The organism is Phyllobacterium sp. YR531, assembly GCF_000282595.1.
GTDB lineage: Bacteria > Pseudomonadota > Alphaproteobacteria > Rhizobiales > Rhizobiaceae > Phyllobacterium.
Map to the genome: position 1 here is coordinate 102,865 of NZ_AKIZ01000014.1, position 16,251 is coordinate 119,115.

15 protein-coding genes are annotated in these 16,251 nt (G+C 53.4%); 10 read left to right on the plus strand and 5 right to left on the minus strand.

The annotated features are described in order from the left end of the window. The first annotated feature begins 250 nt into the window (after positions 1 to 250). The 6 genes from rimP to truB all read left to right on the plus strand — a co-directional run bounded on the left by rimP (position 251) and on the right by truB (position 7,543). Positions 251 to 904 (plus strand): ribosome maturation factor RimP, encoded by a 654-nt coding sequence (rimP, locus tag PMI41_RS04960; RefSeq protein ID WP_008122423.1) that lies wholly within the window; start codon positions 251 to 253, stop codon positions 902 to 904. A gap of 62 nt (positions 905 to 966) precedes the next feature. Continuing rightward, positions 967 to 2,568: a transcription termination factor NusA gene (gene nusA, locus PMI41_RS04965; RefSeq protein ID WP_008122424.1), complete on the plus strand. Its 1,602-nt coding sequence runs from the start codon at positions 967 to 969 to the stop codon at positions 2,566 to 2,568. A gap of 17 nt (positions 2,569 to 2,585) precedes the next feature. Beyond that, positions 2,586 to 3,239 carry an RNA-binding protein gene (locus tag PMI41_RS04970; protein WP_008122426.1) on the plus strand — a complete coding sequence of 218 codons (654 nt, stop codon included), beginning with the start codon at positions 2,586 to 2,588 and terminating at the stop codon, positions 3,237 to 3,239. Beyond that, entirely contained in the window at positions 3,236 to 6,034 is a 2,799-nt protein-coding gene (gene infB, locus PMI41_RS04975; protein WP_008122429.1) for a translation initiation factor IF-2, read from the plus strand. Before PMI41_RS04970 ends, infB begins: the two co-directional genes overlap by 4 nt. A gap of 78 nt (positions 6,035 to 6,112) precedes the next feature. Continuing rightward, the gene (gene rbfA / locus PMI41_RS04980) at positions 6,113 to 6,571 is read left to right on the plus strand and encodes a 30S ribosome-binding factor RbfA (protein ID WP_008122431.1); all 459 of its coding nucleotides are present in this window, start codon (positions 6,113 to 6,115) and stop codon (positions 6,569 to 6,571) included. Then, a complete protein-coding gene (truB, locus tag PMI41_RS04985) occupies positions 6,572 to 7,543 on the plus strand; it encodes a tRNA pseudouridine(55) synthase TruB (RefSeq protein WP_008122433.1) in 972 nt (323 codons plus the stop codon). On the opposite strand, the gene PMI41_RS04990 is transcribed toward truB, so the two are convergent. Beyond that, the gene (locus tag PMI41_RS04990) at positions 7,540 to 7,887 is read right to left on the minus strand and encodes a gamma-glutamylcyclotransferase (protein WP_008122435.1); all 348 of its coding nucleotides are present in this window, start codon (positions 7,885 to 7,887) and stop codon (positions 7,540 to 7,542) included. The genes truB and PMI41_RS04990 overlap by 4 nt on opposite strands. Before the next feature lie 234 nt (positions 7,888 to 8,121). Next, positions 8,122 to 8,580, minus strand: a complete 459-nt coding sequence (locus PMI41_RS04995) for an NUDIX domain-containing protein (RefSeq protein WP_008122437.1) — start codon at positions 8,578 to 8,580, stop codon at positions 8,122 to 8,124. Positions 8,581 to 8,733: 153 nt separating this feature from the next. Here PMI41_RS04995 and rpsO point away from each other — a divergent pair, with 153 nt between their 5' ends. The 3 genes from rpsO to PMI41_RS05010 all read left to right on the plus strand — a co-directional run bounded on the left by rpsO (position 8,734) and on the right by PMI41_RS05010 (position 12,544). Continuing rightward, complete coding sequence (gene rpsO, locus PMI41_RS05000) at positions 8,734 to 9,087, plus strand: 30S ribosomal protein S15 (protein ID WP_348225792.1); 354 nt, start codon at positions 8,734 to 8,736, stop codon at positions 9,085 to 9,087. Positions 9,088 to 9,304: 217 nt separating this feature from the next. Then, positions 9,305 to 11,446: a polyribonucleotide nucleotidyltransferase gene (pnp, locus tag PMI41_RS05005; protein ID WP_008122442.1), complete on the plus strand. Its 2,142-nt coding sequence runs from the start codon at positions 9,305 to 9,307 to the stop codon at positions 11,444 to 11,446. An 81-nt stretch (positions 11,447 to 11,527) separates the two neighbouring features. Continuing rightward, complete coding sequence (locus PMI41_RS05010; protein ID WP_008122444.1) at positions 11,528 to 12,544, plus strand: class I SAM-dependent methyltransferase; 1,017 nt, start codon at positions 11,528 to 11,530, stop codon at positions 12,542 to 12,544. A 147-nt stretch (positions 12,545 to 12,691) separates the two neighbouring features. Here the strand turns inward: PMI41_RS05010 and fabI are convergent, their stop codons facing one another. Genes fabI through fabA form a run of 3 tightly spaced genes read right to left on the minus strand, consistent with a single transcriptional unit; the run spans position 12,692 to position 15,283 of the window. After that, complete coding sequence (gene fabI, locus PMI41_RS05015; protein ID WP_008122446.1) at positions 12,692 to 13,507, minus strand: enoyl-ACP reductase FabI; 816 nt, start codon at positions 13,505 to 13,507, stop codon at positions 12,692 to 12,694. Between the two features lie 3 nt (positions 13,508 to 13,510). After that, positions 13,511 to 14,737, minus strand: a complete 1,227-nt coding sequence (fabB, locus tag PMI41_RS05020; protein WP_008122448.1) for a beta-ketoacyl-ACP synthase I — start codon at positions 14,735 to 14,737, stop codon at positions 13,511 to 13,513. Positions 14,738 to 14,767: 30 nt separating this feature from the next. Further along, positions 14,768 to 15,283, minus strand: coding sequence for a 3-hydroxyacyl-[acyl-carrier-protein] dehydratase FabA (fabA, locus tag PMI41_RS05025; protein WP_008122449.1), 516 nt, complete (start codon positions 15,281 to 15,283; stop codon positions 14,768 to 14,770). A gap of 308 nt (positions 15,284 to 15,591) precedes the next feature. Here fabA and irrA point away from each other — a divergent pair, with 308 nt between their 5' ends. Next, entirely contained in the window at positions 15,592 to 16,023 is a 432-nt protein-coding gene (gene irrA / locus PMI41_RS05030; RefSeq protein ID WP_008122451.1) for an iron response transcriptional regulator IrrA, read from the plus strand. Positions 16,024 to 16,251: the final 228 nt, after the last annotated feature.

Consider the following 16,251-nt stretch of genomic DNA (forward strand, 5'->3'; position numbering starts at 1 on the left):
GTTTATATTGCGATGCAGCAAAGATAGGGATGAGGCACGTTTTTGGTAAGAGCCACTTATGCAGGGCAGCTATGCATTATTGCGATATAACGGCTAATGCTTCACGAGTTCGCAGAAATTTGTTACGGAGCTTGAAAGTCTCCCCCCATTTCGGTATACAGAACGCATATTCTTGGTCGATAGAACAGGGGTGGGTCCACACAGGTCCCGCTCTTTTTTGTTTCTTGGGGCCAAAACAGGGAAAATTTGTGTGACAGACGGCACCAAAACAGAACATCAAACTGTTCCGGTTTCAGCATCGGAAGAGCGTATTATTACTGAAACGGGTATCGACGCTCGCGTCGCTTCGATCATCGAGCCTGTTCTCGAATCCATTGGCTTCCGGCTTGTTCGCGCGCGACTTTCGGGTCTCAATGGTTTGACGCTACAAATCATGACTGAGCGTCACGATGGTACAATGACTGTCGAAGACTGCGAGCTGGTAAGCCGGACATTATCGCCAGTACTCGACGTGGAAGACCCTATCGACCGGAACTATCATCTGGAAGTTTCGTCGCCGGGGATTGATCGACCACTCGTGCGCAAATCGGATTTTACAGTTTGGAGCGGCCATATTGTAAAGGTAGACACCTCTGCAATTCTGGAAGGCCGGAAGAAATTTCGTGGCCGTATCGCTAACGTAACCGATGAATCAATAACGATTGAAAGCGATCAGGCCACGTACGGCGACAAGCCCGCTGTCGAGGTCCCGTTTGAAATGATTGCCGATGCCCGTCTCATTCTGACGGACGATCTCATTCGCGATGCATTGCGTCGTGACAAGGATCTTCGCGAAGGCCGTATACCAGAAGAAAACAATGATGCTCCTGACGAAGCAGATGCTTCCGAAGAGGGGCAGAGCTAACAACCGGATTGAATTTCATACACCCGCAGAGGAAGCGTGGTGGTGAACCCAAGGAGAAGAAAATGGCAGTCAGTGCAAACAGGCTAGAACTTCTGCAGATCGCCGATGCGGTTGCGCGCGAGAAGTCGATTGACCGCGAGATCGTTATTGCGGCGATGGCCGATGCCATTCAGAAAGCTGCACGCTCGCGTTATGGTCAGGAAACCAATATCCGCGCTGACATCAACGCCAAAACTGGCGAAATCAAGCTGCAACGTCTGCTTGAAGTTGTCGACGATGTTGAAGATCCGGTTACGCAGATCGGTATGGATGCCGCCCGCGACCGCAACCCTGATGCACAGCCAGGCGACTTCCTCGCCGACCAGCTTCCACCAATGGATTTTGGCCGGATCGCAGCTCAGTCCGCCAAGCAGGTTATCGTGCAGAAGGTTCGTGAAGCCGAGCGTGATCGCCAGTATGACGAATACAAGGATCGCGTTGGTGAGATCATCAACGGCAGCGTCAAGCGCGTTGAGTATGGCAATGTGATTGTCGATCTGGGCCGCGGTGAAGCAATCGTTCGTCGCGACGAGCTGATCCCCCGCGAAACATTCCGATATGGTGATCGCGTTCGCGCCTATGTCTATGACGTTCGCCGCGAACAGCGTGGACCGCAGATTTTCCTGAGCCGCACGCATCCGCAATTCATGGCAAAGCTTTTCACCATGGAAGTGCCGGAAATTTACGATGGCATCATCGAAATCAAGTCGGTTGCTCGTGATCCGGGCTCGCGCGCCAAGATCGCGGTTATTTCGCGCGATTCGTCCATTGATCCTGTGGGTGCCTGCGTTGGTATGCGCGGTTCGCGCGTCCAGGCAGTCGTCGGGGAACTTCAGGGCGAAAAGATCGATATTATTCCTTGGTCGCCAGAGCCTGCATCCTTCATCGTTAATGCCTTGCAGCCCGCAGAAGTTTCCAAGGTTGTTCTGGATGAAGATGCCGAGCGTATTGAAGTTGTGGTCCCGGATGACCAACTATCACTAGCGATCGGTCGTCGCGGGCAGAATGTCCGTCTGGCTTCGCAGCTGACAGGCTGGGATATCGACATCCTCACCGAGCAGGAAGAGTCTGAGCGCCGTCAGAAAGAATTCGTAGAACGCTCCAACCTGTTCATGGAAGCACTCGACGTTGACGAGATGGTCGGCCAGGTTCTTGCGTCCGAAGGTTTTGCCAGCGTGGAAGAAATCGCTTATGTTGATAGCGATGACATTTCCTCCATCGATGGTTTTGATGAGGATACTGCGACAGAAATCCAGCAGCGTGCTCAGGAATATCTCGGCCGAATCGAAGAAGAGCGCGATGCCCGCCGCAAGGAGCTGGGTGTTTCGGACGAGCTTCGTGACCTGCCTGGAATGACCAATGCGATTCTGGTTGCAGTCGGTGAAGACGGTGTCAAAACCGTTGAAGACTTCGCCGGATATGCTGTTGACGAATTGACCGGATGGCGCGAACGCAAGGATGGGGAGACGGTTAATTTCCCCGGCATCCTGTCAGCATTCGAAGTCAGCCGTGCCGATGCGGAACAGATGGTGCTTGCTGCTCGTTTGAAGGCTGGATGGATCACTGAAGATGATCTGGTTGCAACCGAGACCGGTGCAGAAGCAGACGAAGAGGTCGCTGGTTAATCCCGGACGATCCTAATATGGAAGCGGAAATGAACGACAGAACGTGCATCGTCACGCGTGAAGCAGGTTCTGTCGATGACATGATCCGATTCGTGGTAGCCCCGGATGGATCGGTTGTTGCTGATTTGAAGCACAACCTTCCCGGTCGGGGTTGCTGGGTCAAAGCCCAGCGTCGTTATATTGACGAAGCGGTGAAGCGGAAGCTTTTCCCGCGTGGACTGAAAACAGCGGTGATTGTTCCGGATGATTTCGGAAAGATCGTTGACCAGATGCTGGCAAAATCAGCTTTGGGAAGTTTTGGGTTGGCGCGAAAGGCCGGTGTTGTGATAACAGGGGCCGCAAAAGTGGATATCGCCATCCGCAACGGCACGGCCGGGCTCGTGCTGCATGCTTTTGAAGCAGCGGAAGACGGCGTCCGAAAGCTTGACCAGGCCCGTCGTTCGGTAGTTTATGCCGACGGACCTGATATACCCGCCCTTTCATTGTTCAGTAGCGATGAAATGGATTTGGCATTGGGTGGGGTTAATGTGATACATGCTGCCGTACTCAAGGGGAGGGCAGCTGCCGGGCTTATGAAGCGAGTCTGGATGCTACAGCATTTTCGCGAAGGTCTGGACGAGCAGACCAGCGCTAAAGCGGCAACCGCTGCGAAGGAAACGGAAACGGAATGAGCGATACAAAATCGACAGACGACAAGACGCTTGGCGTCAACAAGAAAACCCTGACCCTGAAGCGGCCCGGTATCGAACAAAGCACGGTGCGCCAGAATTTCAGCCACGGGCGGACTAAGTCTGTTGTCGTTGAAACGAAGAAGCGCAAGTTCAGCCTGCCGGACCAAAAGCCGGAGGTTGCACCTGTTGCTGCGCCAACGCCAGCGCCAGTCCAGCCGACGGCAGCGCCCAAGCCGGTCGCGCCAGTAGCAGCAGCGCCTGCACCACAGCCTGTTGCTGCACCGCAGCCGACGGTTGCGTCGCAGCCAGTTGCAGCAGCGCCAGCCCCGCGTCCGACGCCAGCCCCCGCTGCACCAGCGGCCAGTGCGCCAGCATCGACTTCGACTGCGCGCCCTGCTGCGAGCCGTCCAACCCAGCCATCTTCGCCGCAGCGCGCGGGCCAGCAGCCCTATCGTCCGGCAGGACAGCGCCCGAACGATCGCTCCGGCATGGTGTTGAATACACTTTCAGCAGCAGAACTTGAGGCACGCCGCAAGGCCCTTGAGGGTTCAAAGGCGCGTGATATCGAAGATCGTGCAAAGGCCGCTGTTGAGGCGGCCCGCCGCGCGGAAGAAGATGCATTGCGCGCCAAGGAACGCGAAGAATCAGCACGCCGTCAGGCAGAGGAAGAAGAGCGCCTTCGCAAGGAAGCCCAAGCCAAGCAACGCGCTGAGGAAGAATCGCGCAAGCGCCAGCCTGAACCATCGGCTGCGGAAGATACCGGCTCGAAAGTTTCTGTCCGCAAGACCAATGTTGCGGAAGAAGAAGAGACACGACGCGGTGGACCGGCAGGCGCACGCCGTGGCAGCAGTGCTGCTCCGGCAAAGCCTGAAGTTCGTGCACCGAAGGTTGTAAAAGGTGAAGATGAACGCCGTCGTGGCAAGCTTACATTGGGCTCCGCGCTCAATGATGAAGGTCGCAGCCGTTCACTTTCCGCGATGCGTCGTCGCCAGGAAAAATTCAAACGCGGCATGCAGCAGGAAACACGCGAGAAGATCGCGCGTGAAGTCGTGCTTCCGGAAACCATCACCATTCAGGAACTGGCCCAGCGTATGGCTGAGCGTTCGGTCGACGTCATCAAATATTTGATGAAAGAAGGCCAGATGATGAAACCGGGCGATCTGATTGATGCGGATATGGCCCAACTGATTGCTGAAGAATTCGGTCATACGGTCCGCCGTGTTGCTGAATCTGACGTTGAAGAAGGCATTTTCAACGTTCAAGACGATCAGGGAGCTTTTGTTTCCCGTCCACCAGTTGTGACCATCATGGGTCACGTCGATCACGGTAAAACATCGCTGCTTGATGCGATCCGCAAGGCGAATGTCGTGTCGGGCGAAGCAGGCGGCATCACGCAGCATATCGGTGCTTATCAGGTCGAACAGAACGGCCAGAAGATCACCTTTATCGATACGCCGGGTCACGCCGCATTTACCGCAATGCGTGCACGTGGCGCGCAAGCGACGGATATTGCCATTCTGGTGGTTGCTGCTGACGATAGCGTCATGCCGCAGACGATTGAGTCAATCAATCATGCCAAGGCTGCTGGGGTTCCGATCATTGTTGCCATCAACAAGATCGACAAGCCTTCCGCTGATCCACAAAAGGTGCGTAACGGCCTGCTCCAGCATGAAGTTTTCGTGGAATCAATGGGCGGTGAAACGCTCGACGTTGAAGTCTCCGCCAAGACTGGTGTTGGCCTCGACAAGCTTCTCGAAACAATCCTGCTTCAGGCTGAAGTTCTGGATCTCAAGGCTGATCCGACTCGTACCGCTGAGGGCGTGGTTATTGAAGCCAAGCTTGACCGTGGCCGTGGTTCGGTAGCAACCGTTCTCGTCCAGAAGGGTACTCTGCATCCGGGCGATATCATCGTTGCAGGCAGCGAGTGGGGCCGTGTACGTGCGCTGGTCAATGACCGCGGCGAAAACATGAAGGATGCCGGACCGGCCATGCCGGTTGAGGTTCTCGGCCTTGGCGGACCGCCACAGGCTGGTGATCGCTTTGCCGTCGTCGAGAATGAAGCCAAGGCGCGCGAAATTTCCGAATATCGCACACGTCTTGCTCGCGAAAAGGCTGTGGCCAAACAGGCTGGTTCACGTGGTTCCCTGGAACAGATGATGAGCCAGTTGCAGGTCACCGGCTTGAAAGAGTTCCCGCTACTCATCAAAGGCGACGTTCAGGGCTCGATCGAAGCGATTGCTGGCGCCCTCGACAAGCTTGGTACGGAAGAAGTGCGCGCGCGCATCATTCACTCCGGGGCAGGCGGGATCACTGAAAGCGATATCGCTCTTGCAGAAGCATCGAATGCCGCAATTATCGGCTTCAATGTGCGTGCCAACAAGCAGGCCCGCGATCTGGCCGAACGTGAAGGCATCGAAATTCGCTATTACAACATCATTTACGATCTCGTAGACGATGTGAAAGCTGCGATGTCCGGTCTTCTTTCTCCAGAACGCCGCGAAACCTTCATCGGCAACGCGGAAATTCTGGAAGTCTTCAATATCACGAAGGTCGGCAAGGTCGCCGGTTGCCGTGTTACGGAAGGCAAGGTCGAACGTGGTGCAGGTGTACGCCTTATCCGCGACAACGTTGTCATCCACGAAGGCAAACTCAAGACGCTCAAGCGCTTCAAGGACGAAGTATCCGAAGTGCCGATGGGTCAGGAATGCGGTATGGCGTTTGAAAACTACGAGGATATTCGCGCAGGCGATACAATCGAAGCTTTCCGCGTCGAACATGTGACCCGCACGCTCTAAACCCAAGCGTCTCGATTAATGATAACAGGATCGCCGGAATAATATCCGGCGATCTCTTGTTTGTCTGGATAGGTAATAATGGCTCGTTTTGCTACCGGATCAGGTCCTTCCCAACGTCAGTTGCGCGTTAGCGAACAGGTGCGCCATGCAGTATCGCAAGTTCTGCAGCGTGGCGATGTTCGCGATGATCAACTGGAGAATGCAGTGATTGCGATCTCGGAAGTGCGTATGTCTCCGGATCTGAAAATTGCCACATGTTTCGTCTCGCCAGTTGGAGCTACAGACAGCGAGGCGGTTATTAGCGCCTTGAACAAACATGCGCGATTCATTCGCGGACGCGCGGGTGTGTATCTCAAGTCCATGAAATATATGCCGGAATTTCGTTTTCGCATTGATACGAGTTTTGACAATTACGCCAAAATTGATGCCCTGCTGCGCAAGCCGGAGGTCACCCGCGATCTCACCGATGATGACAATGACGATGATGACGGCGGCGACCCCAACCCGGGCGATGTGCCAGGACATGGCGATAATTAAATGGCAAGACAGCGCAAGAAAAAGGGCCGTCCGGTCTCCGGTTGGCTGATCTTCGACAAGCCTAAGGGTATGGGTTCAACGGAGGCGGTCTCCAAGATCAAATGGTTGTTCAAGGCTGAAAAAGCGGGTCATGCTGGTACGCTCGACCCTCTGGCATCGGGCATGTTGCCGATTGCTCTTGGCGAGGCGACCAAGACTGTTCCCTATGTCATGGATGGAACAAAAATCTATCGCTTTACGGTCAGTTGGGGTGCCGAGCGCACTACCGATGATTTGGAAGGCGAAGTCAGCGCGACATCTGACAATCGACCGGAAGAGACGGCAATTAAAGCACTGCTGCCCAAATATACCGGAGTTATTCAGCAAACGCCGCCAAAATTTTCTGCGATCAAGATTGCAGGTGAGCGGGCCTATGATCTTGCTCGCGGTGGCGAGGAGGTCGAGATACCGTCACGGGAAGTCGAGATCGATCGCCTTGAGCTGATTGAGCGACCTGATGACGCAACGGCTGTTTTCGAAGTGGAATGCGGTAAGGGAACTTACGTTCGCTCGCTTGCGCGTGATATGGGCCGCGATCTTGGGTGCTACGGTCACATTGCTGACCTGCGTCGTATAGAGGTTGCTCCCTTTGACGAAGCCGATTTTGTGACGCTGGAGGAATTGGAAGCTGCTCATCCGCCAGTCCCAACAGATGAGACCGGCGACGAGGGCGGATATGAGCGCCTTGCAGATCGATTTTCCGTTATGGATGCCTTTCTCATTGAGACAGGCGCTGCGTTGGAAAGCTTGCCACAGGTGGCAATAACGGATGATCAGGCCCACCGTATTCGTATGGGTAACCCTATCATCCTGCGTGGTCGCGACGCACCCGTGGAGGCGGATGAAGCTTGTGTAACTGCAAAGGGCAAACTGCTTGCGATCGGCTTCATAGAACACGGCCAGTTTAATCCAAAGCGCGTGTTTACTATCTAGGCTTTTACATAGACCCAAGCCTGGATACCCGACTTCAGGCGCACCTCAATGCGTTTGTAGTCCGAAACCTCATAATCATCTGCGGCTGCCAGTTCCCGCTCGGTGATCTGGAATACGGTTCCCTCCAACTCGTCGGCAGGATTGTCACTTGGTCCGACGATAGGGTGAAAATTGCTGCCGCTGGCCTGGATAACTTCAGGATCGGTGATTTCCACCATCGCGCTGCGGAATCCGGAAATGGAATCCTTGGTGCCGGTAAGCAACCTGCCAAAGGAAGACAACTGAACACTTTCCAGCTGCAGGGTTCCGTAGGAGAACAGGTTTATTATAGCGTCTTCGCTCATTGGGCTCCCCGGGTAATTGGTGAAGATTGTTTCTACCACCGTAGCCTGAAAATACCGCACAACAGCTAACGGATGCGTGCAATCCACATATTACTGTACTGAATTTTCCTCTCGTGGACTGAGGCGTTAGAACCACTGATTTCTTCTGGAGAAAATAGCTGGTTGAGCCATTGCATACTGCACTCGGAAAGCGGTGCAATTGATGCGGATGTTGCACCTGCGATGGGTTATTGATTATTCGTGATAAGAATGCTCGCGTCTATTGGACAGGATTGTATCAAGCCCGGCTGGATACAGTTTTAGGTTTGCCGCCTTCAGTTCCAGCGGATCGTACCATTTGGCCCAGCAGGTTGTATCACCCGCTTCGCGATGAATGATTTCTTCGCGGGCATAATAGCTTTTATCCATTAGTTCGACGGTTGTTACGAACAGATGTTCCTGACCTGAGTATTCCTTACTCTCGAAATCATGCCATGGGCCGACTATTTTGATCGGGCTGCCAAGCTCCTCGAGAAACTCCCGCTCCAGGGCATTCTCCTTGGTTTCTCCCGTTTTAATAAGGCCGCCAAACGGGCGGACCCCATCGACTTCTCCGTCACCGTTCTCAACCTCAAATGCCAAAAACTTGTCTGCCTTCCATACAAGGCCAATTGCTTTTGCCCGGACAGAGGCTTGTGGGCGATATACGTCCATCGGTGTTCCTATGAATTGTATAAAAGGATCACCTGCCTTCTTCTGGGGCAAATATGCAATATAGCAATTAGTCTAATGCGCCATTTGGGCGGGGAATCATTTGCGGCTGGTAATTCGTCACAATTTCGACTATACGGCCCCAAGCTTCAGGCTTTGCCCGTTGCTTTAACTGGCCCCCGCTGGACGACATCCCGGCCGTGGGCATCCTGTTTTCCTCTTCAAAAGAAAGGATATACGATGTCGATAACCGCTGAACGCAAGCAGGCAGTGATCACTGAATATGCAACGAAGCCAGGCGATACCGGTTCTCCGGAAGTCCAGGTTGCCGTGCTGACAGAGCGCATTGTCAATTTGACCGAACATTTCAAGGATCACAAGAAGGATAACCATTCCCGCCGTGGTCTTCTCAAGCTCGTCTCGACGCGCCGCAGCCTTCTTGATTATCTCAAGAAGATTGATCAGAGCCGCTACCAGACGCTGATCGAAAAGCTCGGCCTGCGCCGCTAATAACGGATTGAAACCGGCGGCGGCATTCATGTCCCGCCGGTTTCTGCTCATCCTTTAAGGGGATGAAGAATACCCATGTGACAGGTCATGGGGCAGGATTGCTGGCAACTCGGAATGCGAGTTGCAAATTGTCTTGCCCGTGATTGGTCGAAACGAAACGGTAGAAAGATGCTGCGATCCAAAGGGAAGCGCGTTTTTCTCCACTCAAGGACAAGATATGTTTAATCAACACAAAGTTGAAATCGAATGGGGCGGACGTCCGCTCATTCTGGAAACCGGCAAGATTGCCCGCCAGGCAGATGGCGCAGTTCTCGCCACTTACGGTGAGACAGTCGTTCTCGCTACTGTTGTTTCCGCAAAGTCACCAAAGCCAGGTCAGGACTTTTTCCCTCTGACCGTAAACTATCAGGAAAAGACATACGCAGCCGGCAAGATCCCCGGTGGCTACTTCAAGCGTGAAGGCCGTCCAAGCGAAAATGAAACTCTGGTTTCGCGCCTGATCGACCGCCCGATCCGCCCGTTATTTGCCGATGGTTACAAGAACGACACACAGGTTGTTCTGACTGTTATCCAGCATGATCTTGAAAACAATCCGGACATAATTTCGCTCATCGGCGCTTCGGCTGCCCTGACCCTTTCCGGCGTTCCATTCATGGGCCCGATTGGCGGCGCTCGCGTTGGTTATATCAACGGCGAATACCGTTTGAACCCAACTGTCGACGAGATGCCAGAATCGAGCCTCGATCTGGTTGTTGCCGGTACTGGCGATGCTGTTCTGATGGTTGAGTCGGAAGCCAAGGAGTTGGCCGAAGACGTTATGCTCGGCGCTGTCATGTTCGGTCACCGCAGCTTCCAGCCGGTAATCGATGCGATCATCAAGCTCGCTGAAGTTGCTGCGAAAGAGCCTCGTGACTTCCAGGCAGACGACGTGTCAGCAGCTGAAGCAGCTGTTCTCAAGGTTGCCGAAACCGATCTGCGTGCAGCTTACAAGATCACGGACAAGCAGGATCGCTACAATGCGGTTGATGCTGCCAAGGCAAAGGTAAAGGCGCACTTCTTCCCTGAAGGCGTTGAAGAACCAGAATTCTCGGCAGAAGAAATCGCAACTGTATTCAAGTCGGTTCAGGCGAAAATCGTTCGCTGGAACATTCTCGATACAGGCAGCCGTATCGATGGCCGTGACCTTTCCACAGTTCGTCCAATCGTTTCGGAAGTTGGCCTTCTGCCACGTACGCACGGTTCTGCACTGTTCACACGCGGTGAAACACAGGCGATCGTTGTTGCCACACTCGGCACAGGCGAAGACGAGCAGTATGTCGACTCGCTGACCGGAATGTACAAAGAAACCTTCATGCTGCACTACAATTTCCCGCCCTATTCGGTCGGTGAAACAGGTCGCATGGGTTCGCCCGGCCGTCGTGAAATCGGTCATGGCAAGCTTGCATGGCGCGCTATCCATCCGGTTCTGCCTGCCAAGGAACAGTTCCCCTACACGCTCCGCACGGTTTCCGAGATCACCGAATCCAATGGTTCGTCCTCCATGGCAACTGTCTGCGGTACGTCTCTAGCCCTTATGGATGCTGGTGTTCCCTTGCTTCGCCCGGTTGCGGGTATTGCGATGGGCCTGATCCTCGAAGGCGAGAAGTTCGCTGTTCTTTCCGATATCCTCGGCGACGAAGATCATCTCGGCGACATGGACTTCAAGGTAGCTGGTTCTGAGAACGGTATCACTGCACTGCAGATGGATATCAAGATCGACGGCATCACCGAAGAGATCATGAAGGTTGCTTTGGCACAGGCCAAGGACGGTCGTCTGCACATCCTCGGCGAAATGGCAAAAGCCATCACTGAAGGCCGTTCGGAACTTGGCGAATTTGCTCCACGCATTGAAGTCATGAACATTCCGACTGACAAGATCCGTGACGTTATCGGCTCCGGTGGTAAGGTTATTCGCGAAATTGTCGAAAAGACTGGCGCGAAAATCAACATTGAAGATGATGGTACAGTCAAGATTGCATCGTCCTCGGCCAAGGAAATCGAAGCTGCCCGCAAGTGGATCCACTCGATTGTTGCGGAACCTGAAGTAGGCGAAATCTATGAAGGCACAGTTGTAAAGACTGCTGACTTTGGCGCTTTCGTAAACTTCTTCGGTCCACGTGATGGTCTGGTTCACATCTCGCAGCTTGCTTCGGATCGTGTCGCCAAGACTTCGGATGTAGTCAAGGAAGGCCAGAAGGTCTGGGTCAAGCTCATGGGCTTTGATGAACGTGGCAAGGTTCGCCTATCGATGAAGGTTGTCGATCAGGAAACCGGCAAGGAAATCGTTCAGGAAAAGAAGGCTCAGGAAGACGCTGAGTAATCTTCTGACCATGCAATAATAAAAGCGCGTCCCTGTGGCGCGCTTTTTTCTTGGTGTAACCATCTATAGACGGACTTTGTAATGGCCAACGGCGCTCTCCAGACACTGTTTCTGCCCTTCGAAGATGAGATATTGCCGGTGCCCAATAAAGGCGCGTCGTGGTTGTTTCTCGGTGCTGAAACAGATCGCGCCATTGGAGATGAATGGAAGTCTATCCTCACTTGCCTGCAACCATTCAAGCCGGATTATCTGGCGTTGCAGAAAGCAGGTTTTACTGCGGTTCCAAGGTTACAGGAAAATACCGAGTTTGACGGCGCGCTGATCTTGCTTGGCAAACATCGTGGCCGCAATGAAGGCTGGTTGACGCAGGCGCTTGATCAGGTAAAGGTCGGCGGTCGCATGGTGGTTTGCGGCAACAAGAAGCTCGGCGTAGACAGCTTCCGCAAGACTGTTTCGAACCTCACGACTATCGAAGACAGGCTGTCAAAAAACCATGCGGTGGCATTCTGGTTCGTTCGCTCGGGTGAAATAAACAGTGAGGATATTCAAAAGCTTACACCCAAGAACATGCAGGTTGAAAGTCGCTTCAATACGGCGCCGGGTATGTTTTCTCACACGGCAATCGACAATGGTTCGGCCATGCTGGTGAAGCACTTTGCCGGTCGCATAAGCGGTCATGTGGCAGACTTTGGAGCGGGCTGGGGATATCTTGCCAGCGAAGTGTTGAAATACCCCGAAAAGCTGAAATCGCTTGACCTTTATGAGGCCGATTTCGAAGCGCTGGAAGCCGCAAAAACCAATATTGATGGCGGGGAAACGCCGGTCAAATTTCATTGGCACGATGTCAATAGTGAAGCAATTACAGAGATTTACGACACGGTCGTTATGAACCCGCCGTTCCATGCAGGACGGAGCGCTGACCCGACAATGGGGCAGGGCTTTATTGCTGCTGCTGCAAAAAGGATGAAGCCGGGCGGCAGACTATTGCTCGTTGCCAACCGGCAGATGCCCTATGAAGCAGGGTTGAAATCTCTGTTCAAGCAGGTGACACCGATTGAAGACAATGCCGGTTATAAAGTGATTGAGGCCAAGAAGTAGTTTCTACCGCCTGCAACCATTTTGCAGCCCAAGGTGGCAAAAACGCTCGCATTTTTGCCGGTTTTACTCGCAAACCCTTTCATTCTTCCTGCAAATTGCATTCTGAGCGATTGAGGGCGGATCAACTGCGCCGAAAAAATCTTCGGACTATTCCTTGCCGTCGTCAGACTTCTTCAATTCTTCCAATGTCGGCATCGAGACAATGTTATAGCCGGAGTCCACATAGTGGATTTCGCCGGTAACGCCGCTTGAAAGATCAGACAGCAGGTAAAGCGCCGAACGGCCGACATCGCCAATGTCGACAGTGCGGCGCAAAGGTGCATTGCGTTGCTGATAGGAGAACATGGCGCGGGCATCGCCAATACCGGCACCCGCCAAAGTGCGCACAGGACCCGCAGAGATTGCATTGACGCGAATTCCTTCCGGACCATAATCCGCAGCCAGGTAGCGAACCATGGCCTCAAGCGCTGCCTTGGCAACACCCATGACATTATAGTTCGGCATGACTCGCGTCGAGCCGCCATAAGTCAGCGTCAGGATAGAGCCGCCCTCTTTCATCAGCCTGGAAGCGCGCTGCGCAACCTCCGTGAAGGAGTAGGCGGAGATGACCATGGTGCGTGAGAAATTATCGCGGGTCGTCACGTCCGCATAGCGGCCCTTCAACTGCGACTTGTCGGAAAAGCCGATGGCATGAACGACGAAATCGATCGTGCCCCACTCTTTTTCCAAAGTCTCAAAAACCGCATCGACCGTAGCGATATCTTCGACATCGCAGGGTAGCAGAAGCTTGGAGCCGAGCTGCTCGGCCAATGGCGCAACGCGCTTGCCAAATGCGTCACCCTGATAGGTAAAAGCAAGCTCGGCACCATTATCGGAAAGTTCCTTGGCAATGCCCCAGGCAATGGAATGGCTATTCGCGACTCCCATGATGAGACCGCGCTTGCCCTTCATCAGATCACCCATTTTTTATCCCTCGTAGCGCTGGAAAACCAGCGACGCGTTCGTGCCGCCAAATCCGAAGGAATTGGTGAGGACGGTGTTTAATTTTACATTATCTATTCGCTTGCGCACGATTGGCATATCTTCGAATGCCGGATCGAGTTCTTCGATATTGGCGCTTTCAGCGATGAAATCGTTGTTCAGCATGAGCAGCGAATAGATCGACTCATGAACGCCTGTTGCGCCCTGCGAATGGCCGGTAAGTGATTTGGTCGCCGAGATTGGCGGGCACTGGTTGCCAGAACCGAAAACTTCGCGGATTGCTTCAATTTCCTTTAAGTCTCCGACTGGCGTCGAAGTCGCATGCGGATTGATGTAATCAACCTTGCCTTTGACATTGGCAATGGCCATGCGCATGCAGCGGGCCGCACCTTCGCCACTTGGAGCAACCATGTCGGCACCGTCCGAAGTCACTCCGTAACCTACCAGTTCGCCGTAAATCTTGGCACCGCGGGCTTTCGCATGTTCCAGCTCTTCAAGCACGAGAACGCCAGCGCCGCCGGAGATAACGAAACCGTCACGGTTCTTGTCATAAGCACGCGAGGCTACGGAGGGTCGGTCATTGAATTTGGAGGACATGGCGCCCATGCCGTCAAACAGGACGGAAAGGGTCCAATCGAGGTCTTCGCAGCCACCGGCAAACATCATGTCCTGCTTGCCATACTGGATCATCTCAAAGGCATTGCCCACGCAGTGATTGGAAGTGGCGCAGGCCGACGAGATGGAATAGTTGACGCCCTTGATCTTGAACCAAGTGGCGAGAGTTGCCGATGCTGTCGAAGACATGGCTTTTGGCACAGCAAAAGGACCGACCTTCTTACTCGAGCCGGATTCGATGGTCTTTTCCGAGGCTTCAACAATGGTACGGGTGGATGAGCCGCCCGACCCCATGATTATGCCGGTGCGTTCATTTGAAATGTGGCTCTCATCGAGACCGGCATCGGCAATCGCCTGATCCATGGCAACATGGTTCCATGCTGTGCCGCCGCCGTGGAAGCGCATGGCACGCCGGTCAACCAGCGTCGATGGGTCGAGTGTTGGCGCACCCTTTACCTGGCTGCGAAAACCATGGGCTGCATATTCTTCTGCGAATACGACGCCCGATTTCGCTGCGCGCAGGGATTCAAGAACCTCCTGCACATTATTGCCGATAGAGGACACAATACCCATGCCCGTTACAACCACTCGCCGCATCGCGATCTCCTTAAAGGGTAGGCGCTTGCACTAGGCAGCGCTTTCCTTGAACAGGCCAACCCGCAGGTCGGTTGCCTTGTAGATAGTCTCGCCATCGACCTTTAGCCAGCCATCGGCAATGCCAAGGACCAGGCGACCGCGCATTACGCGCTTGAAATCAATGCCATACTCGACAAGTTTATTTTTCGGCGTAACCATTCCGGTGAATTTTACCTCGCCCGTGGAAAGCGCGCGGCCCTTACCGGGTTCGCCCAGCCAGCCGAGATAGAAGCCCGTCAACTGCCACATGGCATCAAGCCCGAGACAGCCGGGCATGACAGGATCGCCAATAAAGTGGCAAGGAAAGAACCAGAGATCAGGTTTGATGTCGAATTCGGCGCGGATATAACCTTTGCCGTTTTCACCGCCCGTTTCAGAAATCTCGGTAATGCGGTCGAACATCAGCATGGGTGGTGCTGGCAATTGGGCATTGCCCTGACCGAACATCTCTCCACGGGCACAGGCTAGGAGCTCTTCATAGCCGTAGCTTGATTTCTGTTCTGGCATTCTTTCTCCCATCGGTAACTTCTAATCTTGCGCTTGGGACGCACGACATCCAGGCTTGCAGGAACCCTATCACAGAGTATTTCCGCCTGAAAACGCTTCCTAGAGCAAACCAAGCGTAAATGGAACCCTTGCTTTGATCGGAAACAGTGCGAAATTAATGGTTCTGGTCTGCTTTCAAACACATACTAATGGCGTAATTGCTGCCTATTGATCGATTTCGCAAGACGGCATATATCATTGGTGTAGCACGCCAGATAAAAATCTGTTGTGTGACTTTGGATATCAGTTAACGGAGTGGCACAAGCGCCATGCATATTTCTTATGAAATCGACGACGACGTTCCTTTGCAGGAGCGCCTGCGCTTTGCTGGTCTGCGTCCTACCCGTCAACGTATTGCACTTGCCAACCTGATTTTTTCCAAAGGTGACCGTCACCTTTCCGCAGAAGAATTGCACGAAGAAGCTCTTGGCGCCGATGTGCCGGTTTCGCTTGCAACGGTCTACAACACGCTGCATCAATTCACTCAGGCGGGGATGCTGCGCATTCTGGCTGTTGAGGGTGCCAAAACTTATTTTGATACCAATACCTCTGATCATCATCACTTTTTCGTTGAAGGTGAAAATGAGGTTATCGACATTCCGGATGGCTCTACAATGGTAGGGCATTTGCCGCCGGTGCCGGAAGGCATGGAAATTGTGAATGTCGACATCGTTATTCGTCTGCGCAAGAAACGCGGTTAATCGTTTTCTCAAACTCAGAAATATTTATTTCGATTTTATCTGGCGCGAAGCACCGTACTAGTGCGCCATGTTTTCTGTGTCCATAAGACTTTATAATGCTGCTGGCTGACGCAAAGATGCTACGCATATCTCTCGCAATTTTCAGATTCTATCGTGGATTACAAGCTGCACGGTAGAAGCCGGTACAGTATTTCGAGAAGTACCAAAGTTGAGATGGAGACACTGATC